Here is a 24,783-nt window from a genome sequence, read left to right on the forward strand (position 1 = left end):
CTATGCGCGAAAGCGGCTCGGCGGGCTCAGCGCCGCGCCGAGAAGACCAGGCCTTGCGGCCGGAACGCCAGCACCACCGCCATCAGCACGTAGATGAGCATGGAGGCGAGCGCGGGCCCGACCGCGTTGGCGACCGAGGCGTCGAAGACGGCGCGCAGCATGTCGGGCAGGAAGGCGCGGCCCAGCGTGTCGATCATGGCGATCAGCAAAGCCGCCACCAGGGTGCCGCGCACCGAGCCGATGCCGCCCACGACGATCACCACCAGCGCCAGGATCAGCACGGGCTCGCCCATGCCGGACTGCACCGACAGGATGGGCCCCGCCAGGGCGCCCGCCACGCCCGCCAGCACCGCGCCCAGCAGGAACAGCAGCGTCTTCAGCAGGTCCACGTTGGCGCCCAGCACACTGGCCATGGGGGCATTGCTGGCGCCCGCGCGGATCAGCATGCCGAAGCGCGTGCGCTGGATCAGGAACCAGGCGCCCAGGGCCACCAGCGCCCCCACCCCGATGATCATCAGCCGGTACACCGGATAGTCGCTGCCGAACAGGCTGACCGCCCCGTCCAGCCCCTGCGGCACGGCCGCGAAGTACGGCCGGCTGCCCCAGATGACCGAGGCCAGTTCGTTGAAGAACATCATCAGGCCGAACGTCGCCAGCACCTGGTAGAGGTGGTCGTGGCGGTACAGCGGCCGGGCGATCAGCCGCTCCAGCACCACGCCGACGAAGCCGCTGCCCGCCACCGCCGCCAGGATGGCGAAGGTGAACGAGCCGCTGGCGTTATAGGCCGTGGCCCCCAGGAAGGCGCCGATCATATAGAGCGACCCGTGCGCCAGGTTGATGAAGTTCATGATGCCGAAGATCAGGGTCAGCCCCGAAGACAGCAGGAACAGCAAGGCGCCCAGTTGCAGGCCATTGAGCAACTGCGACAGCAGCAACGATCCGTTCATGGCGCGTCTCCCCTGTGCCGCCGGCCCGTCATTTCAGCGGGCAGTCCGCCACGTAGGCGTCCTGGTGGTCGGTGAACACCGTGGCCAACTGCTTCACGTTCACGCCGTCGCCTTCCTTCACGACCTGGTAGGCGTACAGGTTCTGCACCGGCATGTTGTTGGTGTTGAAGCGGAACGCGCCGCGCACCGAGGGGAAGGTGGCGCCGGCCGCCTTCACCGCCGCGGCCAACGCGCGGCTGTCGCCCAGCTTGCCGCCCAGTTGCTTGACCGCCGCGTCCAGCAGATAGGCCGCGTCGTAGCCGCCCACCGCGTATTCCGACGGCAGCCGCCCGTACTTGGCCTTGAAGGCCTCGACGAACTTGCGGTTCTGCGGATTGTCCAGCGTGGTCGCCCACGGCGTGCCGTAGACCGCGCCCACGGCCTGATCCTTCAGCGCGGTCAGCGTGTTGGAATCGATCAGGCTTTCCGAAAAGAACGGCAGCTTTTCCATCAGGCCGGCCTGGCGCAACTGGCGCACGAAGTTCACGCCCACCCCGCCGGTGTAGAACGCGAACAGCGCGTCCGGCCCGGCCGACTGCATGCGCGAGATCTCGGCGGAATAGTCGAGCTGGCCCAACTGGGTGTAGATCTCGTCCGACGGCGCCGCGCCGTAGAAGCGCTTGAAGCCCGCCAGCTTGTCCTTGCCGGCCTGGTAGTTGGACGACATCAGGTAGGCCCGCTTGTAGCCCCGGTCCTTGACGTACTTGCCCATGGCCTCCGACATGCTGTCGTTCTGCCAGCCCAGCACGAACAGGTTGGGCAGGCACATGCGGCCGGCGATCGGTGCGGGGCCCGCGTTGGTGGACAGCGCCACCACGCCCGACTCCTTGATGCGCCGCAGTTCCGCCATGAGCACGTTGGAGAAACCCAGGCCGACGATCACGTCCACCTTGTCCTTCTCGATGAACTTCTGCACGATCTGCGCGCCCACGTCGGGCTTGAGCTGGTCGTCGTCGCGGATCACCACGGCCTTCTGGCCGCCCAGGCTGCCGCCTAGCTGTTCGATGCCCAGCATCAGGCCGTCGTACTGGTCCTGACCCAGCGCCGCCTGCGGCCCGGACAGCACGCCGGTAAAGCCGATGCGGATGTCCGCCATTGCGGCGCCGGCCGCCGTCAGGGCCGCGATGGCGGCCAGCGCGGACAGCCCGCGTGCGTATGCTTGCATGCTATGTCTCCTTGGGGGATGGGCGGCGGCGCCGTTCTGCGCGGCGCCTGCCAGGTACGTCAGAGTTTCACGCAGACATTGCGCAGCTCCGTGTAGAACTCCAGCGAATGCACGCCGCCTTCGCGGCCGATGCCGGACTGCTTGGCCCCGCCGAAGGCCGTGCGCAGGTCGCGCAGGAACCAGGAATTGATCCAGCAGATGCCCACTTCCAGGGCCTGCCCCATCCGGTGCGCCGTGCCCACGTTGCTGGTCCACACCGTGGCCGCCAGCCCGTAGGGCGTGGCGTTGGCCAGCGCGACGGCCTCTTCTTCCGTGTCGAAGGGCGCGATGTGGCAGCAAGGCCCGAAGATTTCCTGCTGGATGACGGCCGAGGTTTCCGGCAGCCCGGTCCAGACCGTGGGCTGCACCCACGCGCCGGCGGCCAGTTCGTCCGGCATGTCCGGCACGCCGCCGCCCGCCACCACGGTGGCGCCGTCTTCGCGGGCGCGGGTGTAGTAGCTCAGCACCTTGTCCCGGTGGCGCTGCGAAATCAGCGGCCCCAGGTTCACGCCGGGATCCCTGGGGCGGCCCAGCCGGAAGCCTCGCGCGCGCTCGCCCATCGCCGCCACGAAGCGCTCGAAGATCGGCCGCTGTACGTAGACGCGTTCGGTGCCCAGGCAGACCTGCCCGGTGTTGTCGAAGGCGGCGCGCGCGATGCCGGCCACCGCTTTGTCGAAATCCGCGTCGGCGAACACGATGCCCGCGTTCTTGCCGCCCAGTTCGAACGACACCGGGCGCACGCCCACCGCCGCGGCCTGCATGATGGCTTCGCCCGTGCGGGTTTCGCCGGTGAAGGTGATGCCGTCGACCAGCGGATGGCGGGTGAGTTTTTCGCCCGCCGATCCGGGGCCGCGGCCGTGGATTACGTTGTAGACGCCGGGCGGCACGCCGACCTCGTTCATGACCTCGCCCAGCAGCGTGGCCGTGCCCGGCGTGTCCTCGGACGGCTTGACCACCACCGTATTGCCGCAGGCCAGCGCCGGCCCCACCTTCCAGGTCATCAGCAGAAGCGGCAGGTTCCAGGGGCAGATCACGCCGATCACGCCCCGGGGCACGCGCACGCCGTAGTTCAGGGCATGGCCGTTGTCCGGCGTCTCAAGGTCGAAGGTTTCGTTCGGGATGTTGCGCACCAGGTCCGCGAAGATCTTGAAGTTCGCGGCGCCGCGGGGGATGTCCAGATGGCTGGCCAGGTCGTAGGGCTTGCCGGTATCGGCGATCTCGGCGTCGACGAAGTCGTCGAAGCGGCGCGTGATGCCGTCGGCCACCGCGTGCAGCAGTTCGACGCGCTGCTGCGTTTTCAGCTTTGCCCACGGACCGCGCAACGCGGCCTTGGCGGCCCGCACCGCCGCGTCGACCTCGGCGTCGCCCGCCTCGTGCACGCGGCCGATCAGGCGATTGTCGACCGGATCCCGGTTGTCGAACGTGTTGCCGGTGGCGACCCATTGGCCGTCGATGAAATTGCGGAAATCGGTCATTGCGTCCTCGGTTGCGACAGGTCTGCCAGCGCCGCTTCAGGGTCGCCGGCGGTCAGGTATTCCCACATGCGCTCGTAGATGCGGCCCGTGCCCACGGCGCGGGTGGCCGCCTCTTCGGGCGCCAGCGTCGGCGCGCCTTCGGCCAGCCCGGCCGATCGCAATTGCCATTCGATGCGGGCGGCGTCTTCGAGATACCAGGTCAGCACCACGGCATGCATGAGCGACTCCGCCGCCACCACCGCGCCGTTGCCGCGCATGGCCACGGCGCGCGCCGCGCCCAGCGTTTCGGCCACGCCGCGCGCCTGCGCGTCGCTGCGCACCAGTTGCGGATCGTCCCAGAGCGGAACGGCCGGCGAGAAATACGAGCCCATCCCGTGGCGCGGCCTGGGGGTCACGCGGGCCGACGACAGCGTCATGACCGTGGGCGGCATGGACCGCACCACGCCGCCCACGTCCGGACGCAGGCGGTAGATGTGCTGGTGGATGCGGACCTCGCCCAGCACGCCTTCGGGCAGTTCGCCGTGCACCGGCACCACCGTGCCCGCCTCGCCCGGTTCGATCAGGCCCATGGGCCGGGCCGCGCACACCAGGAAATGGCCGGCATCGAGCCTGGCGCTGCAATGGCCGTAGGCATGGACCAGGTTGGCGCGGGCCAGGGCGCGCGCAGCCGCGCGGACCAGCGCCTCCTGCCCGGCGCCGGCTCGCGCTTGCGCGGCGCTCACGACTTGAACTCCGGGATATCGGGCTTGGCGCCCCACATGCAGAACGAGGACGGCACGGCCGGGAAGCTGCGCGGCCGGTAGGTCTTTTCCTCTTCGGCGCTGATCAGCCGCACGCCGGTGGAGTATTCGTAGATCATCCCGTCCGGCCCGTCGAAGTACAGGAACATCGCGCCCGAGGTCGGATGCCGCCCCGGACCGAAGCGGATCGGCACGTTCCATTCGCGCAACTGATACCAGGCGCGCATGATGTCGTCGATGCTCTCGACCTGGTGGTTGATGTGCTGCACGCCCGGATGGGCGGACGGGAACAGCGCGATCTTGTGATGGACTTCGTCGATGCGCAGCAGCGGCGCCTCGCCGATGCGGTCGCTGACGCGCGCCGACAGCAGGCCGGTCCAGAAGGCTTCGTCGCGCCGGGCGTCCAGCGTGCGCAGGCCGATGTGCGAAAAGCCCGTGATGCCGGCGTCGCGGCCCGGGAAGTAGCGGCGGCCGCTGTGCTGCGGCGCATGCACCAGTTCGATGCGGTTGCCGGACGGATCGGTGAAGCGCAGGAAATCGCGCACGTAGCGCTGTTCGGCCGCTTCCCGCCGGCCCGCCTCGACCGCGTAGCCGCTGCGCTCCAGCACCGCGCCGGCGCGCTCCAGTTCTTCGGAGGTGTCCACCTCGAACGCCGCGGTATGGTCGCGCGGGTCGCCCTCGAAATAGCACAGGGTGTGGTCGCGCGAATCCGACTTGAAATAGGCCGCGCCATGTTCCCTGCGGGCCAATTCGAGCCCCAGCACCGCGGTCGCGTAACGGACCGCGCCCTCCAGGTCGCGGGTGCCCAGCCGGACGTACCGGATGTCATGTAGCCGTATCACTGCTTGTCTCCTGATGCGCCCGCCGCCGGCTTCATGCCGGTCATCCTGGCGCGTTTTTTTCTACGATAAGCAGCAAAAATCTCGGCGTCAATAATTTTTATCGAGATTTTTTGAAATTCAGGAGCAAGGCATCGGCAGAGACGGCGGCCGGGGCGGCGGCGCGCCCCGGCCGCCCGGTCAATCGCCGCCCGCGGGCAGCCATTCTTCCAGGGTGACCTCGAACGTCATGCAGATGGGATTGGCGCCCGGCACGAACGGCCCGCCATGGATCCGGCCCTGCGGGTCGGCCACCACGCCGGACAGCGATGCGACGAGCGAGCCGTCGGGCTGGGCGCGGACCTCGCCCGCCAGGCTGACGATTTCCACCGCGGGCCCGCTGAGGCAGCGATAGCCGCCGTCGCGCGCATACAGGCAGGCGTCGACCAGGCTGCCCAGCGCCCCGCGCACGAAGGCGTTGCGGAAGCCCTCGGCGAGGCACAGTTTTTCCACGCCCTGCACCAGGTCCTCGTTGGGGCCGATGCGCGCGTAGGCCACGCGGCCCATGGTTCCGGTTTCGATTTCAGGCGGCGTCATGGTCGTCGGCTCCCTGGGGTTGCAGCAAGCGCAGATTGGTCTCGGCGTCGTAGGTGGCGCGCAGTTCGAATCCGTCCAGCGCCGTCACCAGCACGGGAACGGGCCGCGGCCCGACGATCGTGGTCTGGGCGATGATGTGGCCGCCCAGCGGTTCTCCGCGCGCGTCGCAGAACGCCGCGTGGCAATGCACCAGCGCCCCGCCCGCATCGGTTTTGCCCAGCGTGGCGTTGCCGAAAATCAGGTACGCGGGCCCGGCCGGGATGGGCTCGGTATAGGCCACGACCCGCTGGTGCCGGGGATCGGGCGGCGCGGTGCAGTAATCGAGGTGGCTGAAGACGCCCCCCAGCAGCGTCATCGACGCGTTGGCGACGCCGGCGCCGGCCAGCGCCTGGACCAGGGCGTCGTACAAACTGGCCCCCGGCCGCAGGGACAGGCGGAAGTGGCGGCCTCGCCGCGCGCTGCGGCTATGGATGCGTACCGGGTTGAAGGTTCCCGGGTGTATCAGCGTTCTGGGACGGGGCGGTGTTGGTGATCCCCGCAGCGAACGATCCACGGTGGTGGTTCGCATGGTCTGGACTCCGTGCGCTTGTGGCGCGATGGGTGGAATCGGAAAGCCCGGGCCTGTCGGCGTCGACGGGCCCGGGTCAATGCACGGCGGGCAGCATGCCGGCGGCGGTAAAGCCGCCGTCCACGCAAATAACCTGTCCCGTCACATAACTCGATTGGGCTTCGTCCAGCAGCCAGCCGATGGTGCCGTTCAGTTCTTCGGGCGCGGCGTAGCGGTGCTGCGGAACCACCTGGCGCCAGGCGGCGCGGGCCTCCTCGGTGTGCATCTGCCCCACCAGCGGCGTCTCGATCGGGCCGGGCGCCACGGCGTTGACGCGGATGCCGTAGGCCGCCAGTTCCACGGCCATGACGCGGGTCAGCGTCACCACGCCGCCCTTGGACGCGCCGTAGGCCGCGCGGCCGGCGTTGCCGCGGATGCCGGACACAGAGGCAATGTTGACGATGGAGCCGCGCCGGCGCTCGCGCATCCGCCGCGCCGCTTCGCGCGCCACCACGAAGGACCCCACCAGGTTCACCTCCAGGATGCGCCGCAGCAACGCCGCGTCGGTATCCAGAAAGGGCACGTCGCGGCCGATCCCGGCTGAATTCACCAGGCCGGATATCGGCCCGAAATCCCGCTCCAGCCGCGCCATCGCGTCCACCACCTGCGCTTCGTCGGCCACGTCCAGCCGCACGCAGCCCAGGCGCGCGGCGGGCGCCATGTCCCTGACTTCATCCAGCCTTTCCTGCGACACGTCGGCCACCAGCACCCGGCGTCCCGCTTCCAGCAGGCCGCGCGCCACGGCCAGGCCGATGCCCGACGCCCCGCCCGTGACCAGAATTGCCTCTTGCGCCATCTCCATGATCCTGTCTCCTCATTGTTGTGGATACCGCCGTTCAGCGTCCGGCCTGTGCCGCCGGCGCCAGGCACCCGCGCTCGCGCAGGGCGTCGCGCACCAGCTTCTTGGTGATCTTGCCGTAGCCCGACCGCGGCAGCGCCTCCCAGAAAAACACCTGGCGCGGCAGCTTGTAGCGCGCGATGCGCGGCGCCAGCCAGTCCAGCAGCGCGTCCGCCTCCAGCGCATGGCCGGGACGCAGCACGCAGACCATCACGCCCACCTCGCCCCAGGTCGGATCGGGCACGCCCAGCACCGCCGCCTCCGCCACGGCCGGATGGGCCAGCACTTTTTCCTCGACCTCGCGCGGATAGATGTTGGACCCGCCCGAGATGTACATGTCGGACTGCCGGCCGGTGATGTAGAGGTAGCCTTGTTCGTCCTGGTAGCCCAGATCGCCGGTGCGGAACCAGCCGTCGCGGAAGGCCTTGGCGTTGGCTTGCGGATTGGCGTAGTAGCCCGCGAACACGGCCGGCCCGCAGACGCAGATCTCGCCGGTCTGCCCCGCGGGCAGTGGACGCCCCGCGTCGTCCTGGATGCTGACCTGCATGCCGGTGCGCTCGTATCCGCAAGTGCCGGCGCGGGCATCCGGCGCATCGCCGGCGCGATGCTGCGAAGGCGGCAGCACCGTGATGTTGCCGGTCACCTCGCCCAGCCCGAAGTACTGCACCAGCACGCTGCCCAGTTTTTCCAGGGCGCGCTTCTGGTCTTCGCGGTACATGGGCGCGCCGGCGTAGACCACATAGCGCAGGCTGCGGTGATCGCACTCGTCCACCGCGGGGTGCTCGACCAGCATCTTCACGATCGTGGGCACGGTGAACATGTTGGTCACCCCGTGGCGCTCGACCAGGCGCCACAGTTCGCCGGCGTCGAAACGCGCGCCTTCCGGCAGCACCGTGCACGCGGCGCGCGCCACCTGGGTCAGGAAGTGGATGCCCGCGCCGTGGGACAGCGGCGCGACGACCAGGCTGACATCGTCCTCGGTCGTGCCCGGCATCAGGTCGCACAAGTGGTTCGTGACCACGAAGGCCATCTGCCCGTGCGTCAGCACCGCGGCCTTCGGATGTCCGGTAGTGCCGGAGGTGAAGAAGAACCAGCAGGGGTCGTCGTGGTCCACGTCCGCGCAGGCCCGAGGCGCGTCCTCCAGGCGAGCCTCGATGAGAGCCGAAGTGTCCGTCTCGCCGAAAGCGCCCGCCCCCAGGCGCGCCAGCAGCGCCAGGCCGGGCATGGCGCCGGCCACCGCCGCCGCGTGGTCCGGGGACTGCCCTTCGCAAAGAAAGGCCTTGATGCCCGCCGCCCGGGCCAGATAGACGGCCTCGTCCGGCGAAATGCGGAAGTTGGTCGGCACCCAGACCGCGCCCAGGCGCAGCACGGCAAACAGGGTTTCGACGAATTCGAAGCTGTTGCGGGAATGCACCAGCACCCTGTCGCCCTTGCCGATGCCCCGCTCCGCCAGGGCCTGCGCCAGCGCGGCGGTGCGCGCGTCCAGTTCGCGCCAGTTGCGGCGGAGATTCCCGCACAGCAGCGCGGGGCGGGACGGATGGCGGCGCGCCGCCTGGACCAGGAAGTGCGCCAGGTTCATCGCCCGGCGCGACACCGGCGCCACGCCGCCCGGCGGCGCCGCGGCGACGGCCGCCGCGGTATCGGCCGCCGCGGCATCGGCCGCCGCGGCAACGGCCGCCGCACCGAAATCCAGACGGCCGCTCATTTGACGCGCTCCAGGATGCTGACGTAGTTGGCGACGGCGGCGCCGCCCATGTTGAACACGCCGGCCAGCGTCGCGCCGGGCACCTGCATGCCTTGCGCCTCTCCCGCCAGTTGCAGGCAGGCCATGACGTGCATGGACACGCCGGTGGCGCCCACCGGATGCCCCTTGGCCTTGAGGCCGCCCGACGGGTTCACCGGCAGGCGGCCGCCCTTTTCCGCCCAGCCTTCCCGCAGGACCCTGGCGCCCTGCCCCCGCGGCGCCAGCCCCATGGCTTCGTACTCGATCAGCTCGGCGATGGTGAAGCAATCGTGCGTCTCGACCAGGCTCAGGTCGTCCAGCGTCGCGCCGGCGTCGGCCAGCGCCTCGCGCCAGGCCCGCGCCGCGCCCTCGAAAGCGATGGGGTCGCGCCGGCTGAGCGGCAGGATGTCGTTGGCCTGCCGGCGCGCCCGGAAGGCGATGGCGCGGCGCAGGCCCGCCGCCGTCTCTTCGTCGGCCAGCACCAGCGCGGCCGCGCCGTCCGAGATCAGCGAGCAGTCGGTGCGGCGCAGCGGCGCGGCGACGTAGGGGTTCTTTTCCGAAACGGTATTGCAGAAATCGAAGCCCAGGTCCTTGCGGATCTGCGCGTAGGGGTTGTCCACGCCGTTCCTGTGGTTCTTGGCGGCGATGCGCGCCAGCGCCTCGCTCTGGTCTCCGTAACGCTCGAAATAGGCCGCGGCGATGCGGCCGAAGACGCCGGCGAAGCCGCCCGCGATGTCCGCCTCTTCCTTTCGGTAGCTCGCATTGAGCAGGATGTCGCCGATTTCGGCGGTGGGGCGCGACGTCATTTTCTCGGCGCCGACGACCAGCGCGACGCGCCCCCGTCCCGCCTCGATGAAGTCCATTGCCGCGTACAGCGCCGCGGACCCGGTCGCGCACGCGTTCTCCAGCCGCGCCGCCGGCACCTGCGCCAGCGCCGGATGCGCCAGCGCCACCAGCGCGCCCTGGAAGTCCTGCTTCTGGAAGCCGCTGTTCATGACCCCGGCATAAATGCCGTCCACGGCGTCGGGGCCGATGCCCGCGTGGTCCAGGGCCGCGCCGGACACCCGGGCCATCAGGCTTTCGGTGTCGGGATCGTCGAGTTTGCCGAACGGGATGTGCGACCATCCCACGATGACGGCACGCTTGCTCATTGCTGTCTCCTCAAGTGGCGCCCCGGTCCGTCCGCAAGGCGGATCAGGGCTTGGGCTTGGGGGCCGGCGAGCGCGCCCGCGCCTCGCTGCGGCCTCCTGGATTGGCCTGCGCGAGCAGGCGTTTGGCCTCGCGGGACAACAGCTTGGCCAACTGGAACTGCCTTTCCTCGTCCATGCGCGACTCGACCGCGGCGATGCTCAGCGCGCCCAGCACGTGCCCTTGCTCGTCGCGCAGCGGCATGCCAATGCCCCACGATCCCGGCACCACCAGGCCGCGGTTCACGGCATAGCCCTGTTCGCGGACTTCGTCCACCAGCGTGCGGATGAGCGGCACCGAGTAGTGCGGATAACGCCGCGCGATCAGGGCCGCGTTGGCTTGCAGGCATGCCTCGACCTCGTCGTCGGGCAATGCCGCCAGGATGGCCAGGCTGCCCGCGCCGATGCCCAGCGGGTGGCGGTCGCCGGGCAGCAGCACGTGGGTCTTGAGCGGGTAATCGCCGTCTTCGCGCAGCACGCAGACCGCGAACACGTCGCGCCGCAGCGAAAAGAAGGCGGAGTCGCCGCATTCGTGCGCCAGCCGCGCCACCACGGGCGCGGCCAGCCGGTTGATACCGAAACGCTCGCTGGCGATGTTGCCCAGCACGTGGCATTCGGGTCCGAGGAAATAGCGGCGGCTGACAGGGTCCTGCTCGACCATGCCTTCGGCGGCCAGCGCCGCCAGGATGCGGTGCACGGTCGGCTTGCTCATGCCGGTGTCGCGGGTCAGCGCCAGCAGGCCCGCGCCCTCGCCGCGCATGCGCGATACGCCGCGCAGCACCAGCATGGCCCGGGAAATCGCCTGGGCGCCGCCGACCTGGGATGAGGTGTCCGTCACGTTGTCTCCGCCTGATTTTTTCAGCGGTCCATTTTGTGGACCACTTTGTTCATCCTGTTTTTTCATTCTGCACCAGTTTTAGTGATTTACGCTAGAGAATCAATGTGATTAAATAAATTCAAGGGTATTACGTAGGTCCATATCATGGACCCCATGCAAAGATAAAGCAAGAAGCCTCACAAGGCGCTTTATCCGGCCTCCCTCGAAGAAGGCCGGATCTCATAACCAAGGAGACAGCATGAACACGACTCGACGCAAACTCATGAGCGCCGCGGGAGGCGGCGCGCTTCTGGCCATGGCGCCGTTCCAGCGGACGCTGGCGGCGCCGCAATACCGGTACAAGTACGCCAACAACCTGCCCCCGGCGCATCCCATGAACCTGCGCGCCAACGAAGCGGCGCAGAACATCCTGCGCGACACCGGGGGCCGCTTCGAGCTTGCCGTGTTCCCCAGCAGCCAGTTGGGATCCGACACCGACACGCTCAGCCAGTTGCGCGCCGGCGCCGTCGAGTTCTTCACCCTGTCGGGCCTGATCCTGTCCACCCTGGTTCCCGCCGCGTCCATCAGCGGCATCGGCTTCGCGTTTCCCGACTACGACGCAGTCTGGAAGGCCATGGATGGCGAACTCGGCGCGCACATCCGCCGCGAAATCAACGGCAAGGGCCTGTACGTCATGGACCGCATCTGGGACAACGGCTTTCGCCAGGTCACCACCAGTTCGCGCGCCATCGCGGGCCCGGACGATTTCCGCGACCTGAAGATCCGCGTGCCCGTCAGCCCGCTCTGGACGTCGATGTTCAAGGCGCTCGGCTCGTCGCCGGCCAGCATCAATTTCAACGAAACCTACTCCTCGCTGCAGACCCGCGTGGTCGACGCGCAGGAAAACCCCCTGGCCATCATCCAGACCGCCAAGTTCTACGAAGTGCAGAAGTACTGCTCCATGACCAACCATATGTGGGACGGCTTCTGGTTCCTGGGCAACCGCCGCGCCTGGGAAAAGCTGCCGGCCGACATCCGCGAGGTCGTCGCCAAGCACATCGACGCGGCCGGCATGGCCGAACGCGCGGACGTGCTGGCGCTGAACAACCAGTTGCAGACCAAACTGGCCGAAGAAGGCCTGGCTTTCAATACGCCCGACGCCGCCCCCATCCGCGAGTCCCTGCGCAAGGCGGGCTTCTATGAAGGCTGGAAAGAGAAGTACGGCGAGAAAGCCTGGAACCTGCTCGAACAATCCGTGGGGAGGCTCTCATGAGGGCGGCGATGACCCATCCCGCGGACGTGCTGGCCGGCGCGGAAGCGCCGCCGGGCGCCAGGCGTCCCTGGGCCGTCGCCGCCGACAACGCCCTGGGACACCTCGTGGAGATCCCGGCGGCCATCCTGGTGGTCGCGGAGATCGTCATCCTGTTCTCGGGCATCGTGGCGCGCTACGTACTGCACGAACCGCTGGTGTGGTCCGACGAACTGGCCTCGATCCTGTTCCTGTGGCTGGCGATGCTGGGCGCGGTCGTCGCCTTCCGGCGCGGCGAACACATGCGCATGGGCGCGCTGGTCAACCGCGCCTCGCCCGCGGCCCGCGCCGTGCTGGACATGGTGGCGGTGGCGGCCGCGCTGGCCTTCCTGCTCATGCTGCAGGCGCCCGGGTTCGAATACGCCTCGGAAGAGCGCTACGTCACGACCGCCGCGCTGGAGATCCCCAACGTCTGGCGCGCCGCGGCGCTGCCCGTGGGCACCGCCCTGATGGCGCTGATCGCGCTGCTGCGGCTCGTCGAGCGCGCGCAGTGGCGCACCGCGGGGTTCGCGCTGCTGCTGGTCGGCGGCGTGGTCGCGGCCATGGCGGCGCTGCAGCCCGTGTTCGCCGGCCTGGGCAATCTGAACCTGCTGATCTTCTTCGTCGGGATCGTGGCGGCGACGGTGTTCGCGGGCGTGCCGATCGCGTTTTCGTTCGGGCTGGCCACGTTCGGCTACCTGTCGCTGGCCACCGACGTGCCGATGATGGTGGTGGTCGGGCGCATGGACGAAGGCATGTCCCACCTGATCCTGCTCGCGGTGCCGTTGTTCGTGTTCCTGGGCGTTCTCATCGAAATGACCGGCATGGCCAAGCGCATGGTCGCCTTCCTGGCCAGCCTGCTCGGACACGTGCGGGGCGGCCTGTCCTATGTGCTGATCGGCGCCATGTACGTGGTGTCGGGCATCTCCGGCGCCAAGGCGGCGGACATGGCGGCGGTGGCGCCGGTGCTGTTTCCGGAAATGCGCGAACGGGGCGCCGACGAAGGCGACCTGGTCGCGCTGCTGTCGGCCACGGGCGCGCAGACCGAAACGGTGCCGCCCAGCCTCGTGCTCATCACCATCGGATCCGTCACGGGCGTGTCGATCACCGCCCTGTTCACCGGCGGCCTGCTGCCGGGGCTGGTCCTGGGCGTGATGCTGTGCCTGGTCGTCTGGTGGCGCAACCGCCGCGAAGACCTGAGCGCGGTGCGCAAGGCCAGCGGCCGCCAGATCGGCCGCGCCCTGCTGGTGGCCCTGCCCGCGCTGGCGCTGCCCTTCGTCATCCGCGCCGCCGTGGTCGAAGGCGTGGCCACGGCGACCGAGGTATCCACCATCGGCATCGTCTACGCCACGCTCGTCGGGCTGCTGGTCTACCGCTGTTTCGATCCGAAGCGGCTCAAACCCATGCTGGTGGACACGGCCTGCCTGTCCGGCGCCATCCTGCTCATCATCGGCACCGCCACCGGCATGGCCTGGGCGCTCACACAATCGGGGTTCTCGACCCAACTGGCCACGGCCATGGCGGGCCTGCCCGGCGGCGCGGCGACCTTCATGGCCGTGTCCATCGTCGCCTTCGTGATCCTGGGCAGCGTCCTGGAAGGCATCCCCGCCATCGTGCTGTTCGGCCCGCTGCTGTTTCCGATCGCGCACCAGATGGGCATCCATGAAGTGCACTACGCCATGGTGGTCATCCTGTCCATGGGCCTCGGCCTGTTCGCGCCGCCCTTCGGCGTGGGCTACTACGCCGCCTGCGCCATCGGCCGGGTCGCCCCCGAAACAGGCATCCGGCCCATCATGGGCTACTTGAGCTCCCTTGCCGTCGGCATCGTCGTCATTGCCGCGGTGCCCTGGATCTCCACGGGCTTTCTCAAATAGAACGGTTCGCGCCGCGCCGGGCGCGGCGCGCGTCCGTCGCGGCCGGGAAAAGAGGCGCATTGCCGCCTATCGTTCCCATTACGGCAAAGTTGAAAAAAAGCCACACCGCGCCCATTTCCCGGCGCCTGCCGTTGATTGACTTACACCACATCTATAGAATCTTCAATTCGGGCCACTGCCCATTCCTTTTCTCCATTCAATACACCACTGGGAGGCGCAAGATGATGTATCCGCACAACGCCGTCCCGCGCGTGTCCCCGCGACGCCATTAAGTCGTCGCCCGCGCGGACCCATCGCTGGATGTCCATCTAGCGACCGGTCCTCCGCGCCCGCCCCAACCCCCTGAACGCAATGCCTGCGCAGACCGCGCGGGCCATTCCTTCCTCTTTCCACACAAGGACTCCCGGCGTCCTGGTGCCGCCGGGCCATTGCAATGGCTAGAAAAAAAACCGATCTTCGAGGACAGGCCTTCAAGGACGTCCTGGGCTTTACCTTCCGCTATTGGCGCGCGCAGCCCTGGCGCACGGCGCTGATCGTCGTGCTGGCGCTGCTGTCGTCGCTGGCCGACGTGCTGACCCCGCTGTACGCCGGCCGGCTGGTCGACGCCGTGGCCTCCGGCGCCGCGGGCGACGAACTGGTCTGGAGCGCCGCCCTTACCTCGTTCTGGCTGCTGATCGCGCTGGGCATCGGCGGCACGCTGCTGCGCCAGGGCGTGTTCCAGAACATCATCGCCTTCACGCTGAAGATGATGAATGAAATCGTGTCCAACGCCTTCTACCGGGTGCAGCGCTTCTCCACGGACTGGCACGCCAACAGCTTCGCCGGCTCGACGGTGCGCAAGGTCACGCGCGGCATGTGGGCCGTGGACCTGCTGAACGACACCCTGCTGATCGCGCTGCTGCCCTCGGTCGTCATGCTGGTCGGCGCCACCGCCCTGCTGGGCGCGCACTGGCCCATGATGGGGCTGGTGGTCGGCGCGGGTTCGGTGCTGTACATCGCCGTCACGGCCACGCTGTCGCTGCGCTACGTGGCGCCGGCGGCGCGCCTGGGCAACGCCTGGGACACTCGCATGGGCGGCGCGCTGGCCGACTCCGTGAGCTGCAACGCCGTGGTCAAGGCCTTCGGCGCGGAAACGCGCGAAGAGGCCAGGCTGGACCGCGTCGTCGACAAATGGCGCCGCCGCACCCGGCGCACCTGGATCCGCGGCACGCTGAACGGCGGGATCCAGGGCGCGATGCTGGTCGCCATGCAGGCGGGCATCCTGGGCGTGTCGCTGCTGCTGTGGTCGCGCGACCAGGCCAGCGTGGGCGACATCACCTTCGCCCTGACGATGTTCTTCATGCTGCAGGGCCACCTGCGCGACGTGGGCATGCACATCCGCAATCTGCAGCGCTCGGTCAACGACATGGAAGAACTGGTCGCGCTGGAAAAGCAGCCGCTGGGCGTGGACGACCGCCCCGGCGCGGGCGAGATCCGCGTCACGGCCGGCGAGATCCGCTTCGAGGACGTGAGCTTCCGCTACGGCGCGCACGACACGGCGCTGTACGACAGGTTCTCGGTGCGCATCGCGCCGGGCGAGCGCGTCGGGCTGGTGGGGCATTCCGGATCGGGCAAGACCACCTTCATCAAGCTGATCCAGCGCCTGTACGACGTGAACGGCGGCCGCATCACCATCGACGGGCAGGACATCGCCCAGGCGAAGCAGGCGTCGCTGCGCAGCCAGATCGCCATCGTGCAGCAGGAGCCGGTGCTGTTCCACCGCACGCTGGCGGAGAACATCGCCTATGCGCGGCCCGGCGCCACGCAGGCCGAGATCGAGCAGGCCGCGCGCCTGGCCAGCGCCCATGATTTCATCGTGGCGCTGCCCAAGGGCTACGACACGCTGGTGGGCGAGCGCGGCGTGAAGCTGTCGGGCGGCGAGCGCCAGCGCGTGGCCATCGCGCGCGCCTTCCTGGCCAATGCGCCCATCCTCATCCTGGACGAAGCCACGTCCAGCCTGGACAGCGAAAGCGAGGTGCTGATCCAGCGGGCGATGGACCGCCTGATGGAAGGCCGCACGACGCTGGTGGTGGCGCACCGCCTGTCCACCGTGCGCGCGCTGGACCGCCTGCTGGTGATGGACCATGGCCGCGTCATCGAGGAAGGCAGCCACGAAGCGCTGATCCGCCTGAAGAACGGTCTGTACCGGCGCCTGTTCGAACGCCAGGCCCTGGAATTGACGAAGGGCCTGCGGCCGGAAGAGCTGCTGGAGGACGGCGCGGCCCCGCCCGCGGCCCGGACCGAAGAGACGGACGATTCCGCGTACGCCTACGCCAAGTAAAGCGCGCCCCGGGCGCGCCGCGCTTCATGCGGGACGCTGCGCGATCGTCAGGCGCAGGCCGAAGCCGATCAGGGCCAGGCCGAAGACCCGGCCCTGGATCTTCTGCGCCCGCGGACTGGCCGACATCCAGCGTCCCACCGCGCCGCCCGCCAGTGCGCACATCACGTCGAGCGCCAGGCCCAGGCCGACCAGGATCACGCCCAGCACGGCGAATTGCCCGCCGATCGCCCCCTGGCCCGGCGACACGAACTGCGGCAGCAGCACCGAGCAGAACAGCAAGGCCTTGGGATTGAGCACATTGGTCAGGACGCCGCTCAGGAGCGCCGGCCCCCAGCCCGCCTTGCCGGGGGCCGCCTGGCCGGCGGCGTCGTACGACACCGGCCCCGCCCGCAGCAGGCGCACGCCCAGCCAGACCAGGTAGCAGCCGCCGACCGTGCGCGCGGCATCGAAGGCCCAGGGATGGGTCTTGAACAGCGCGGCCAGCCCCAGCGCGGCCAGGGTCACGTGGGCGGCCCGGGCGATCGCCAGCCCGAGGGCCACCGCCAGCGCCTGCCCGCGCCCCCGCAGCACGCCGGTTTCCAGCAGCAGGATCATGTCGGGCCCCGGCACTACGTAAACGATCAGCAAAGCCCCGAGAAACACCGCCATATCCGCCATCGCCCGCCCCTGCCCGTCTAGTCGAAGGCCACCATTCTAGGAAAATCGGGCTGGCATGTGCTTGCTATTCCTGCCATCACCGCTATCATCATTGGCATACTTCGCCAATACCCAAGCCCCATTTCCAATTCCATGCCAAAACGCGAACTGGACGGCTACGACCGCCGCATCCTCGAGGCCTTGCAGCAGAACGGCAGGCTGACCAATGTCGAACTCGCCGAACAGATCGGGCTGTCCCCGTCCCCCTGCCTGCGGCGCGTGCGCCTGCTGGAGGAAGCCGGGGTCATCCAGGGCTACGAGGCCCGGCTGGCGCCGGACGAGGTCGGCCTGGGCCTGACCGTCTTCGTCGGCATCAAGGTAGAGCGGCACCACGAACGGGACGCCGCCCAGTTCCGCCAAGAGGTCAGCGCGCTGCCTGAAGTGATCGCCGCGCACCTGGTCTCGGGCGAATCCGACTTCCTGTTGCAGGTGGTGGTGCCGGACCTGCGCGCCTATGAACGCTTCCTGCTCGGCACCCTGCTGAAGCTGCCGGGCGTGAAGGACATCCGCAGCAACTTCGCCATCCAGACCGTCAAGCCGCAAAGCCCGCTGCCGCTGGACCACCTGGCCAGATAGCCCTTCAGGGCGCCATCGCCGCCGCGGCGCGGTCCACCGCCAGCGAGCGGCGCTCGTAGCGGGCCTGCGACATCTCCAGATAGCGCTGCACCACGGCCGGTTCCGACGTCTTGGGCGTGCCGCCGGGAAACGGCGGTTTCGGGTCGTACTCGATCTGCAACTGGATCAGCTTGGCCGCGTCCTCGCCGCACAGCTCCGCCACCACCTTCAGCGCCATATCGATGCCCGAGGTCACCCCGCCGGCGGTGAACAGCCTGCCGTCCACGCACAGGCGTTCGTCGCTGGGCGTGGCGCCGAAGCGCGACAGCAGTTCGCGCGCGCGCCAATGGCTGGATGCCCGCTTGCCCCGCAGCAGCCCCGCCGCGCCCAGGAGCAGCGAACCCGTGCAGATGCCGAACACGTAGCGCGCCTGCCGCCCCTGCCCGCGCGTGAACGCCACCCACTCGGGATCGACGATGGCGTCGTCCGTGCCCGGCCCGCCCGGCACCACCAGCAGGTCGCAGGGCGGCGCGGACGCGATCGTCTGCGTGGGCACGAAACGCAGCCCGCGATCGCAACGTACCGGATCGGAGGTTTTTGCGACAAAATCCACTGTGAAGCCCGGCGCATTCGCCAGCACCTCGTAGGGCCCGGTCATATCCAGTTGGGTCAGTCCCTCGAACAAGAGAAAATTCACATGCATGACGATGCTCCGTTAGAAACGCCAGCCTCCAGGATAGGCGGACGCGCCCGCCCGGGCGCGCCAATTGCGGCCCCGAATGCGCCATTGCGCATCGTGTTCGTGCTGTACGACGGCTTCCAGCCGCTGGACCTGGCCGGGCCGTGGCAGGCTTTCAGTTCGGCCAACGAAGAAGCCGGCCGCAAACTCTACCGCCTGCACACCATCGCGGCCGCGCCCGTGGTCGCCACCTGGGAACAGGGCCTGCGCATGCAGGTGGACGACACCTTCGCCAGCGACGCCGACGCGCCCATCGACACGATATTGGTCCCGGGCGGACCGGGCGCGGACCTCGCCAGCGCCCACGGCGAAACGCAGGCGTGGCTGCGCCGCCGCGACCCAGACACCCGCCGCACGTGCAGCGTCTGCACCGGCGCCTTCGTGCTGGCCGCCACCGGCCTGCTCGACGGGCGGGCCGTCACCACGCACTGGCGCTCGGCCACCCGGCTGCAATCGTGCTACCCCGCCCTGCGCGTGCAGGACGACCGCATCTACATCGAAAGCGGCAAATACTGGACGTCCGCCGGCGTCACGGCCGGCATCGACCTGGCGCTGGCAATGATCGAACGCGACTTCGGGCCGGACCTGTCGCAGCAGGTGGCCCGCCGCCTGGTCGTTTTCATGCGGCGCAACGGCGACCAGCGCCAGTACAGCCAGACCCTGCGCCTGCAGGACCGAGTGGCCGCGCCCTTTCGCGAGCTGGTCGAGAAAATGGAAGCGCAGTTGTCGGCCCGCTGGTCGGTGGACGACATGGCCGACGCCTGCCATATGTCGCGCCGGACCTTCCAGCGCAGGTTCGCCGCCCATTTCGGCGTCGCGCCCACCGAAGTGCTGAGGCGGTTGCGCGAAGAGCGCGCGGCGGCGCTGGCCGCCAGGGGCAAGGTTTCCAGAAAGGAAATCGCGCGGCAGCTTGGCGGCCGGGCCGCGCCGGGACGGCCGGCGCCGGAAGACCGCTAGGCCAGGCCCACCGACATCCCGCCGCACACATACAGCAACTGCCCGGTGGTGAAACCCGCGCGCGGATCCAGGAACATGGCCACCGCGTGGGCCACCTCGTCCGGCCGGCCCACGCGGCCCACCGGGATCGAGGCTTCCAGCGCCACGGTCTTCGGCGCGCCGGGCGGATTGGACTGGTTGAACAGTTCGGTGGCGACGGGCCCCGGCGCCACGGTATTCACCGTGATGCCGTCGCCCGCCAGTTCCAGCGCCCAGGTCCGCGTCATGCCCGCCAGTCCGGCCTTGGACGCGCCGTAGACCGAACGCCCTCCCTTGCCCAGGGCCGCGCGGCTGCCGATGTTCACCACGCGGCCGTACCGCGCCGCCCGCATGCCGGGCAGCAGTGCCTGCAACAGCAGGAGCGGCGCCGTGAGGTTCAGCGCCATGGTCCGCGCCAGTTGCTCCTGCGTCACGTCCTCGATGTTGGCGACCTGGATCATCCCCGCGTTGTTGACCAGGTGCAGCACGGGGCGCTCGGCCGCCAGTTCCCGCGCGGCGGCGGCGGTGGCCGCCGCGTCGCCCAGGTCGACCGAGCGGAAGGTTTCGCCGGGCAGCGGCGCCTCGGGCGCGCCGCGGCTGAAGTTGACGACCTGGTAGCCGTCCTCGATCAGGCGCGCGACGATGGCGCGGCCGATGCCCCGGCTGCCGCCGGTGACCAGTGCGATGGGTGTGTTCATTGCGCGGTGATCCCCTTGTCCTTGATGAGTCCGCCCCACTTCCTGCGTTCCTCGCTTTCGAAGGCCGCCAGGTCCGCGCCGAAGAGCGTGCCAGGCCTGGCGCCCATGCCGGCGAAGTTCTTCGCGATGGCCTGGCTTTGCAGGCCGCTGCGCGCGGCTTCTATCAACTGCTTGACCACGGGTTCCGGCGTGCCGCGCGGGGCGTACAGCGCGAACCACGCCGTGACGTCGAAGCCCGGCAGGCCCGATTCCGCCACGGTCGGAAGGTCGGGCACCGACGGGTCGCGCGCGGCCGAGGTGACGGCCACGCCGCGCACCAGGTTGCCGTCCTTGATCTGAGCGAGCGATCCCGGCAGGTTGTCGAACAGCAGGTCGACCTGGCCGCCGGCCACGGCGGGCAGCGACGCGGAAGTGCCCTTGAAGGGCACGTGCAGCATCGTCACGCCCGCCATCGCCTCGAAATAGGCGCCCGTCAGGTGCACCGACGAGCCAACGCCCGGCGAGGCGTAGGTCAGCTTCTTGTCCTTGGACTGCTTGGCCGCCTTGATCACGTCGGCCACCGATTTGTAGGGCGACTTGGCGCTCACGGCGATCACGTTCGGCGTGGTGGACACCAGGGCGATGGGCACCAGGTCGCGCTCGGGATCGAACGCCATGTTGCTGTAGAGGAACTGGTTGATGGTCTGGGTGCCGATGGTGCCCAGGCCCAGCGTATAGCCGTCGGCCTTGGCGCGGGCCACGTAGGCCATGCCGATGTTGCCGCCCGCGCCGGGCTTGTTCTCGACCAGCACCGTCTGCTTCAGGCCGGGCTCCAGCGCGTGGGCGATGGCGCGGCCGAAGATGTCCGCGCCGCCTCCGGGCGGATAAGGGACGACGACGGTGACGGCATGGTCGGGATAGCCCGCGGCATGGGCCGCGGGCAACGCCAGCACGGCCAGCGCGGCGGCCGCCAGCCCGCGCCATCCGGCGCGCGGATGCAGGAATTGCGTCATGGTTTTGTCTCCTAACGAATCCGCTGATCGCGGATTTCTTTTGGGTTTTCTTGGTTTCTTCCTATAGTACGTAAATACGTACTATATTAATAAAAACACAGAAAGCCGAAAGGAGACAAGCAGATGAAACGCTGGACCCGACGCCCGGAAGGATCGACCTGGGGCGACTTCGGGGCGGACGACGAGATCGGCCGCCTGAACCTGCTGACCGAAGAAAAAGTGCTGCAGGCGGTGCGCGAGGTGCGGGCGGGCAAGGTGTTCTGCCTGTCGCTGCCGCTGGACCTGCCCGGCGGCAACGTGCTGAATCCGCGCCGCCACGCGCCCACGCTCAAGCCCACCTTCCGCGAGGGCACGCCCTACCTGAACTTCCAGATGTCGCAGGTGCAGCCCGAGGCCGTGGACGTGCTGTCCGACGACCAGGTCACGCTGTCCATGCAGTACTCCACGCAATGGGACGGCCTGTGCCACGTGGGCGCAATGTTCGACATCCAGGGCGACGGCCAGGCGCGCCGCGTGTACTACAACGGCTACGCCGCGGGCGTGGACGTGTTCGGCGGGGCCGATCCCGATACCTCGGCCGACGCCTGCTGCCCGCCGGGCGGCTCGTTCGCGCGCAAACTCAGCGTCAGCCGCTACGCCGAAAAAGGCATGCAGGGCCGCGGCGTGCTGGTGGACCTGGCCCGGGCGTTCGGCCCCGGCCGCACGGTGGTGGGCCATGCCCAGCTACAGGCCGCCATGCAGGCGCAGAACGTCTCGGTCGAGACCGGCGACATGCTGGTGCTGCGCACCGGCTTCGCCGAAGCGGTCGTGGCCATGAACGGCCAGCCCGACCCGCACGAACTGGAACGGACCGGCGCCGTGCTGGACGGGTCCGACCCGGCGCTGCTGGACTGGATCACGCGCTCCGGCATCGCCGCCCTCTGCGCGGACAACTACGCGGTCGAGGCCTATCCGGCGCGCACCTCCGGGCCCGGCCATTCCATCCTGCCGCTGCACCACCATTGCCTGTTCAAGCTGGGCGTGCCGCTGGCCGAGCTCTGGTACCTGAAGGACCTGGCCGACTGGCTGCACGGGCAGGGCCGCAACCGCTTCCTGCTGACCGCCCCGCCCTTGCGCATGCCGGGCGCGGTGGGTTCCCCCGTGACGCCGATCGCCACGGTGTAAGCCATGCCGTTTCCGTACTCGACTTTCTCCGAACACCTGGACGCGCTGGCCGCGCGCCAGCCGGACGCCCCCCTCCTGATCGACCAGGACCGGCCGGTCAGCGCCGAGGCGCTGCGCGCGCGGAGCCGCGCGCTGGCCGCCGGGCTCGCGCGCATCGGCGTGCGGCCGGGGCATCGCGTCGCGGTCTGGCTGCCCAATTGCGCGGCGTGGGTGGAATCCTTCCTGGCCTGCGCCCACCTGGGCGCGCTGGTGCTGGCGGTCAACACGCGCTTTCGCGCGCTGGAAGTGGCCGACATCCTGGGACGCGGCCAGGCGGACTGGCTGGTGTTCTGGCCGGGATTCAAAGGCATCGACTTCCAGGGCATCCTGGACGGCGTGGCGCCCGAGCACCTGGCGCGGCTGCGAGGCGCGATCGCGCTGGCCGGGGCCGGCGAATCCCCCGCCGTGAACGGCAGCCCGGCACACCGCTACGCGGACCTGCTGGCCTCGCCCGACCCCGCGCCCCCGGCGCAGGGCAATGCCGGCGTGCTGTGCTTCACCACGTCGGGAACCACGTCCAAGCCCAAATTCGTGCTGCATGACCAGCGCACGCTGCTGCGCCATGGCGCGGCGGTGGCCGCGGCCTACGGCTACGACGCCCGCAGTTGCGTGCTGGCCAGCGCGCCGTTCTGCGGCGCCTTCGGCTTCGCCACCCTGGTGGGCGGCCTGGCGCAAGGCGTGCCCGTGGTCTGCGCGCCCGTCTTCAACGCCACCCAATCCGCCGACGCCGCGCGCCGCTACGCGGTCACGCACACCTATGCCAACAATGAAGCGCTGGTCGGCATGATGCAGGCGGGCGCTCCGGGCGACTTCGCCTCGGCGCGGCTGTTCGGCTTCGCCAGTTTCACGCCGGCGCTGGACCACATGCTCGACCTCGCCCGCGAGGCCGGCGTGCCGCTTACCGGCCTGTACGGGTCCAGCGAACTGGTGGCGCTGGTCGCCGGCCAGCCCCGCGATCCGGCCGAAGGCGACGTCTCCGCCCGCCACCAGCCCGGCGGCACGCTGATCTACCCCGACGCCCGCGTGCGGGCGCGCGACCCGGCCACGGGCCAGGTCCTGCCCCATGGCCAGTCCGGAGAACTCGAAATCCTGTCGCCCAGCCTGATGCAAGGCTACCTGGACAATCCGGAAGCCACCCGCGGCGCCGTCACCGGCGACGGCTATTTCAAGACGGGAGACCTGGGCTATACGCTGACGCCGCGCCAGTTCGTGTTCCAGACCCGCATGGGCGATTCGCTGCGCCTGTCCGGTTTCCTGGTCAATCCCGTGGAAATCGAGCAGGTGGTCGAGACCCTGCCGGGCGTGCGCGCCTGCCAGGTCGTGGGCGCCACCCAGGGCGGCAAGATCGTGCCCTATGCCTTCGTGCTGCTGCGCGAGGGCGCCCAGGCCGATCCCGCGGGCTGGGCCGCGGCCTGCAAGGCGGCGATGGCCGGCTTCAAGGTGCCGGCGGGCTTCACCGTGCTGGACGCCTTCCCCTCGGTGGAAAGCGCGAACTCGGTCAAGATCCAGAAACACCGGCTGCGCGACATGGCCGACGCCATGCTCGCGGACCCGCCCTCGCCCTGACCATGTCCGCCCGCAAGCTTTTCTCGCACAGCCCCCAGCCGCTTTATCTGCAGGCGGCCGCGCTGTTCCGCAGCCACATCCAGAACCGCACCTGGCGGCCCGGCCAGCAGATCCCGCCGCTGGAATCCCTGATGGAAACCTACGGCATCTCGCGGGCGACGATCCGCCAGGCGTTCGGCCTGCTGGAAGAGGACGGCCTGATCCGGCGCTCGCGCGGCTCCGGCACCTTCGTCAACGCCGAACTGCCCGAAACGCCCACGCTGCTGATCCCCAAGACCTGGGCCGAGACCGTGGAACTGAGCAACCAGTTGGGCACCGTGTCGCTGGTGGAATCCAGCGCCGATTCGCCGCTGCCCGACACCCTGGGCATGCCTTGCGGCGCCGACCGCGGCGGCAGTTTCCAGTACCTGCGCCGGGTGCACACCACGGACGCGGGCCCCTTCTGCTATAGCGAGGTCTTCCTCGACAGCGGGCTGTTCCGCAAGCACCGCGCCCGCATCCGGAAAAGCACGGTGGCGCCCGTGCTGGACCAGTTCTACGGCGCGCGCATCAGCGAGGCCCGCCAGGTGCTCAACGTGATCGAGGCCGGCCAGGAATCCGCCGAATCCTTGCAGATTCCCGTGTCCTCCCCCGTCGCCGAATTGCGCCGCTATGCCTGCATCGACGGCCGCGTCGTGTATTTCGCCCGGCTGGAGTTTCCGTTCCGCAAGGTGCGGATGGAATTCGACCTGCTGACCGGCCGTTGAGCCGCGGTCCGCCACCGCGGCTGTCCCGCCGAACAGACCCTGGGCGGCGTCTTCGCCGGCATGTTCAGGCGCCGCGCAGCGCCCGGTCCAGCTCCAGCACCGTCTGGTACAGCACGCGGGTGCCGTCCAGCAACTGCGC

General features: G+C 69.3%; 23 protein-coding genes and 1 pseudogene. 8 read left to right on the top strand and 16 right to left on the bottom strand.

Translation table 11 applies throughout. The annotated features are described in order from the left end of the window. Positions 1–26 precede the first annotated feature (26 nt). The 11 genes from AVE30378_RS17275 to AVE30378_RS17325 form a co-directional block, all read right to left on the bottom strand. A complete protein-coding gene (locus AVE30378_RS17275) occupies positions 27–947 on the bottom strand; it encodes a branched-chain amino acid ABC transporter permease (RefSeq protein ID WP_129242097.1) in 921 nt (306 codons plus the stop codon). Positions 948–975: 28 nt separating this feature from the next. Further along, positions 976–2,151 carry an ABC transporter substrate-binding protein gene (locus AVE30378_RS17280; protein WP_129242098.1) on the bottom strand — a complete coding sequence of 392 codons (1,176 nt, stop codon included), beginning with the start codon at positions 2,149–2,151 and terminating at the stop codon, positions 976–978. Between the two features lie 59 nt (positions 2,152–2,210). Further along, the gene (locus AVE30378_RS17285; RefSeq protein WP_129242099.1) at positions 2,211–3,665 is read right to left on the bottom strand and encodes a 2-hydroxymuconic semialdehyde dehydrogenase; all 1,455 of its coding nucleotides are present in this window, start codon (positions 3,663–3,665) and stop codon (positions 2,211–2,213) included. Beyond that, complete coding sequence (locus AVE30378_RS17290) at positions 3,662–4,387, bottom strand: class II aldolase/adducin family protein (RefSeq protein WP_129242100.1); 726 nt, start codon at positions 4,385–4,387, stop codon at positions 3,662–3,664. The genes AVE30378_RS17285 and AVE30378_RS17290 overlap by 4 nt, the downstream gene beginning before the upstream one ends. Next, positions 4,384–5,247 carry a VOC family protein gene (locus tag AVE30378_RS17295; RefSeq protein ID WP_129242101.1) on the bottom strand — a complete coding sequence of 288 codons (864 nt, stop codon included), beginning with the start codon at positions 5,245–5,247 and terminating at the stop codon, positions 4,384–4,386. Before AVE30378_RS17295 ends, AVE30378_RS17290 begins: the two co-directional genes overlap by 4 nt. 177 nt (positions 5,248–5,424) lie before the next feature. Continuing rightward, a complete protein-coding gene (locus AVE30378_RS17300; protein ID WP_208742402.1) occupies positions 5,425–5,820 on the bottom strand; it encodes a PPC domain-containing DNA-binding protein in 396 nt (131 codons plus the stop codon). Beyond that, positions 5,807–6,388, bottom strand: coding sequence for a PPC domain-containing DNA-binding protein (locus tag AVE30378_RS17305; RefSeq protein WP_129242102.1), 582 nt, complete (start codon positions 6,386–6,388; stop codon positions 5,807–5,809). Before AVE30378_RS17305 ends, AVE30378_RS17300 begins: the two co-directional genes overlap by 14 nt. Positions 6,389–6,464: 76 nt before the next feature. Next, the gene (locus AVE30378_RS17310; protein ID WP_129242103.1) at positions 6,465–7,229 is read right to left on the bottom strand and encodes an SDR family NAD(P)-dependent oxidoreductase; all 765 of its coding nucleotides are present in this window, start codon (positions 7,227–7,229) and stop codon (positions 6,465–6,467) included. 34 nt (positions 7,230–7,263) lie between these two features. Then, a complete protein-coding gene (locus AVE30378_RS17315) occupies positions 7,264–8,970 on the bottom strand; it encodes an acyl-CoA synthetase (protein ID WP_129242104.1) in 1,707 nt (568 codons plus the stop codon). Further along, positions 8,967–10,139 (bottom strand): acetyl-CoA acetyltransferase, encoded by a 1,173-nt coding sequence (locus AVE30378_RS17320; RefSeq protein ID WP_129242105.1) that lies wholly within the window; start codon positions 10,137–10,139, stop codon positions 8,967–8,969. The genes AVE30378_RS17315 and AVE30378_RS17320 overlap by 4 nt, the downstream gene beginning before the upstream one ends. A gap of 43 nt (positions 10,140–10,182) precedes the next feature. Then, entirely contained in the window at positions 10,183–11,013 is an 831-nt protein-coding gene (locus tag AVE30378_RS17325; RefSeq protein WP_244235078.1) for an IclR family transcriptional regulator, read from the bottom strand. Positions 11,014–11,251: 238 nt separating this feature from the next. Here AVE30378_RS17325 and AVE30378_RS17330 point away from each other — a divergent pair, with 238 nt between their 5' ends. From AVE30378_RS17330 to AVE30378_RS17340, 3 genes are all read left to right on the top strand, one after another. After that, entirely contained in the window at positions 11,252–12,265 is a 1,014-nt protein-coding gene (locus AVE30378_RS17330) for a TRAP transporter substrate-binding protein (protein WP_129242107.1), read from the top strand. Positions 12,266–12,273: 8 nt separating this feature from the next. Then, positions 12,274–14,154: a TRAP transporter large permease gene (locus AVE30378_RS17335; RefSeq protein ID WP_422393597.1), complete on the top strand. Its 1,881-nt coding sequence runs from the start codon at positions 12,274–12,276 to the stop codon at positions 14,152–14,154. 433 nt (positions 14,155–14,587) lie between these two features. Further along, on the top strand, positions 14,588–16,474 hold the full coding sequence (locus tag AVE30378_RS17340) for an ABC transporter ATP-binding protein (protein WP_129242109.1): 1,887 nt from the start codon (positions 14,588–14,590) through the stop codon (positions 16,472–16,474). A gap of 24 nt (positions 16,475–16,498) precedes the next feature. Here AVE30378_RS17340 and AVE30378_RS17345 read toward each other — a convergent pair whose 3' ends face one another. After that, on the bottom strand, positions 16,499–17,122 hold the full coding sequence (locus tag AVE30378_RS17345) for a LysE family translocator (RefSeq protein WP_244235079.1): 624 nt from the start codon (positions 17,120–17,122) through the stop codon (positions 16,499–16,501). A 141-nt stretch (positions 17,123–17,263) separates the two neighbouring features. Here AVE30378_RS17345 and AVE30378_RS17350 point away from each other — a divergent pair, with 141 nt between their 5' ends. Continuing rightward, positions 17,264–17,746 carry an Lrp/AsnC family transcriptional regulator gene (locus AVE30378_RS17350; RefSeq protein WP_129242111.1) on the top strand — a complete coding sequence of 161 codons (483 nt, stop codon included), beginning with the start codon at positions 17,264–17,266 and terminating at the stop codon, positions 17,744–17,746. A 4-nt stretch (positions 17,747–17,750) separates the two neighbouring features. Here the strand turns inward: AVE30378_RS17350 and AVE30378_RS17355 are convergent, their stop codons facing one another. Beyond that, entirely contained in the window at positions 17,751–18,428 is a 678-nt protein-coding gene (locus tag AVE30378_RS17355; RefSeq protein ID WP_129242112.1) for a DJ-1/PfpI family protein, read from the bottom strand. Between the two features lie 90 nt (positions 18,429–18,518). Between AVE30378_RS17355 and AVE30378_RS17360 the strand changes: the two genes are divergently transcribed. Beyond that, complete coding sequence (locus AVE30378_RS17360) at positions 18,519–19,421, top strand: GlxA family transcriptional regulator (RefSeq protein ID WP_244235081.1); 903 nt, start codon at positions 18,519–18,521, stop codon at positions 19,419–19,421. Here AVE30378_RS17360 and AVE30378_RS17365 read toward each other — a convergent pair. Both AVE30378_RS17365 and AVE30378_RS17370 read right to left on the bottom strand, forming a co-directional pair. Next, positions 19,418–20,137 (bottom strand): SDR family oxidoreductase, encoded by a 720-nt coding sequence (locus tag AVE30378_RS17365; RefSeq protein ID WP_129242114.1) that lies wholly within the window; start codon positions 20,135–20,137, stop codon positions 19,418–19,420. The genes AVE30378_RS17360 and AVE30378_RS17365 overlap by 4 nt on opposite strands. Next, entirely contained in the window at positions 20,134–21,129 is a 996-nt protein-coding gene (locus tag AVE30378_RS17370; RefSeq protein WP_129242115.1) for a Bug family tripartite tricarboxylate transporter substrate binding protein, read from the bottom strand. Before AVE30378_RS17370 ends, AVE30378_RS17365 begins: the two co-directional genes overlap by 4 nt. A 123-nt stretch (positions 21,130–21,252) precedes the next feature. On the opposite strand from AVE30378_RS17370, the gene AVE30378_RS17375 reads away from it, so the two are divergent. The 3 genes from AVE30378_RS17375 to AVE30378_RS17385 are packed head-to-tail and all read left to right on the top strand — an operon-like array spanning position 21,253 to position 24,644. Then, positions 21,253–22,293 (top strand): cyclase family protein, encoded by a 1,041-nt coding sequence (locus AVE30378_RS17375; RefSeq protein WP_129242116.1) that lies wholly within the window; start codon positions 21,253–21,255, stop codon positions 22,291–22,293. A gap of 3 nt (positions 22,294–22,296) precedes the next feature. Next, complete coding sequence (locus AVE30378_RS17380) at positions 22,297–23,898, top strand: AMP-binding protein (protein WP_129242117.1); 1,602 nt, start codon at positions 22,297–22,299, stop codon at positions 23,896–23,898. 2 nt (positions 23,899–23,900) lie between these two features. Continuing rightward, positions 23,901–24,644: a GntR family transcriptional regulator gene (locus tag AVE30378_RS17385; protein WP_129242118.1), complete on the top strand. Its 744-nt coding sequence runs from the start codon at positions 23,901–23,903 to the stop codon at positions 24,642–24,644. A gap of 64 nt (positions 24,645–24,708) precedes the next feature. On the opposite strand, the pseudogene AVE30378_RS32875 reads toward AVE30378_RS17385, so the two are convergent. Continuing rightward, positions 24,709–24,783 (bottom strand): annotated as a pseudogene (locus AVE30378_RS32875) (M20/M25/M40 family metallo-hydrolase); the annotation flags it as partial.

The organism is Achromobacter veterisilvae (genome assembly GCF_900496975.1).
Classification (GTDB): domain Bacteria; phylum Pseudomonadota; class Gammaproteobacteria; order Burkholderiales; family Burkholderiaceae_B; genus Achromobacter; species Achromobacter veterisilvae.

Bases quoted from the DNA above. Each gene is read 5' to 3' on its own strand.
- AVE30378_RS17275 (WP_129242097.1), bottom strand. From the start codon at position 947: ATGAACGGATCGTTGCTGCTGTCGCAGTTGCTCAATGGCCTGCAACTG.
- AVE30378_RS17280 (WP_129242098.1), bottom strand. From the start codon at position 2,151: ATGCAAGCATACGCACGCGGGCTGTCCGCGCTGGCCGCCATCGCGGCC.
- AVE30378_RS17285 (WP_129242099.1), bottom strand. From the start codon at position 3,665: ATGACCGATTTCCGCAATTTCATCGACGGCCAATGGGTCGCCACCGGC.
- AVE30378_RS17300 (WP_208742402.1), bottom strand. From the start codon at position 5,820: ATGACGCCGCCTGAAATCGAAACCGGAACCATGGGCCGCGTGGCCTAC.
- AVE30378_RS17305 (WP_129242102.1), bottom strand. From the start codon at position 6,388: ATGCGAACCACCACCGTGGATCGTTCGCTGCGGGGATCACCAACACCG.
- AVE30378_RS17310 (WP_129242103.1), bottom strand. From the start codon at position 7,229: ATGGAGATGGCGCAAGAGGCAATTCTGGTCACGGGCGGGGCGTCGGGC.
- AVE30378_RS17315 (WP_129242104.1), bottom strand. From the start codon at position 8,970: ATGAGCGGCCGTCTGGATTTCGGTGCGGCGGCCGTTGCCGCGGCGGCC.
- AVE30378_RS17320 (WP_129242105.1), bottom strand. From the start codon at position 10,139: ATGAGCAAGCGTGCCGTCATCGTGGGATGGTCGCACATCCCGTTCGGC.
- AVE30378_RS17330 (WP_129242107.1), top strand. From the start codon at position 11,252: ATGAACACGACTCGACGCAAACTCATGAGCGCCGCGGGAGGCGGCGCG.
- AVE30378_RS17335 (WP_422393597.1), top strand. From the start codon at position 12,274: ATGACCCATCCCGCGGACGTGCTGGCCGGCGCGGAAGCGCCGCCGGGC.
- AVE30378_RS17340 (WP_129242109.1), top strand. From the start codon at position 14,588: ATGGCTAGAAAAAAAACCGATCTTCGAGGACAGGCCTTCAAGGACGTC.
- AVE30378_RS17345 (WP_244235079.1), bottom strand. From the start codon at position 17,122: ATGGCGGTGTTTCTCGGGGCTTTGCTGATCGTTTACGTAGTGCCGGGG.
- AVE30378_RS17350 (WP_129242111.1), top strand. From the start codon at position 17,264: ATGCCAAAACGCGAACTGGACGGCTACGACCGCCGCATCCTCGAGGCC.
- AVE30378_RS17355 (WP_129242112.1), bottom strand. From the start codon at position 18,428: ATGCATGTGAATTTTCTCTTGTTCGAGGGACTGACCCAACTGGATATG.
- AVE30378_RS17365 (WP_129242114.1), bottom strand. From the start codon at position 20,137: ATGAACACACCCATCGCACTGGTCACCGGCGGCAGCCGGGGCATCGGC.
- AVE30378_RS17370 (WP_129242115.1), bottom strand. From the start codon at position 21,129: ATGACGCAATTCCTGCATCCGCGCGCCGGATGGCGCGGGCTGGCGGCC.
- AVE30378_RS17375 (WP_129242116.1), top strand. From the start codon at position 21,253: ATGAAACGCTGGACCCGACGCCCGGAAGGATCGACCTGGGGCGACTTC.
- AVE30378_RS17380 (WP_129242117.1), top strand. From the start codon at position 22,297: ATGCCGTTTCCGTACTCGACTTTCTCCGAACACCTGGACGCGCTGGCC.
- AVE30378_RS17385 (WP_129242118.1), top strand. From the start codon at position 23,901: ATGTCCGCCCGCAAGCTTTTCTCGCACAGCCCCCAGCCGCTTTATCTG.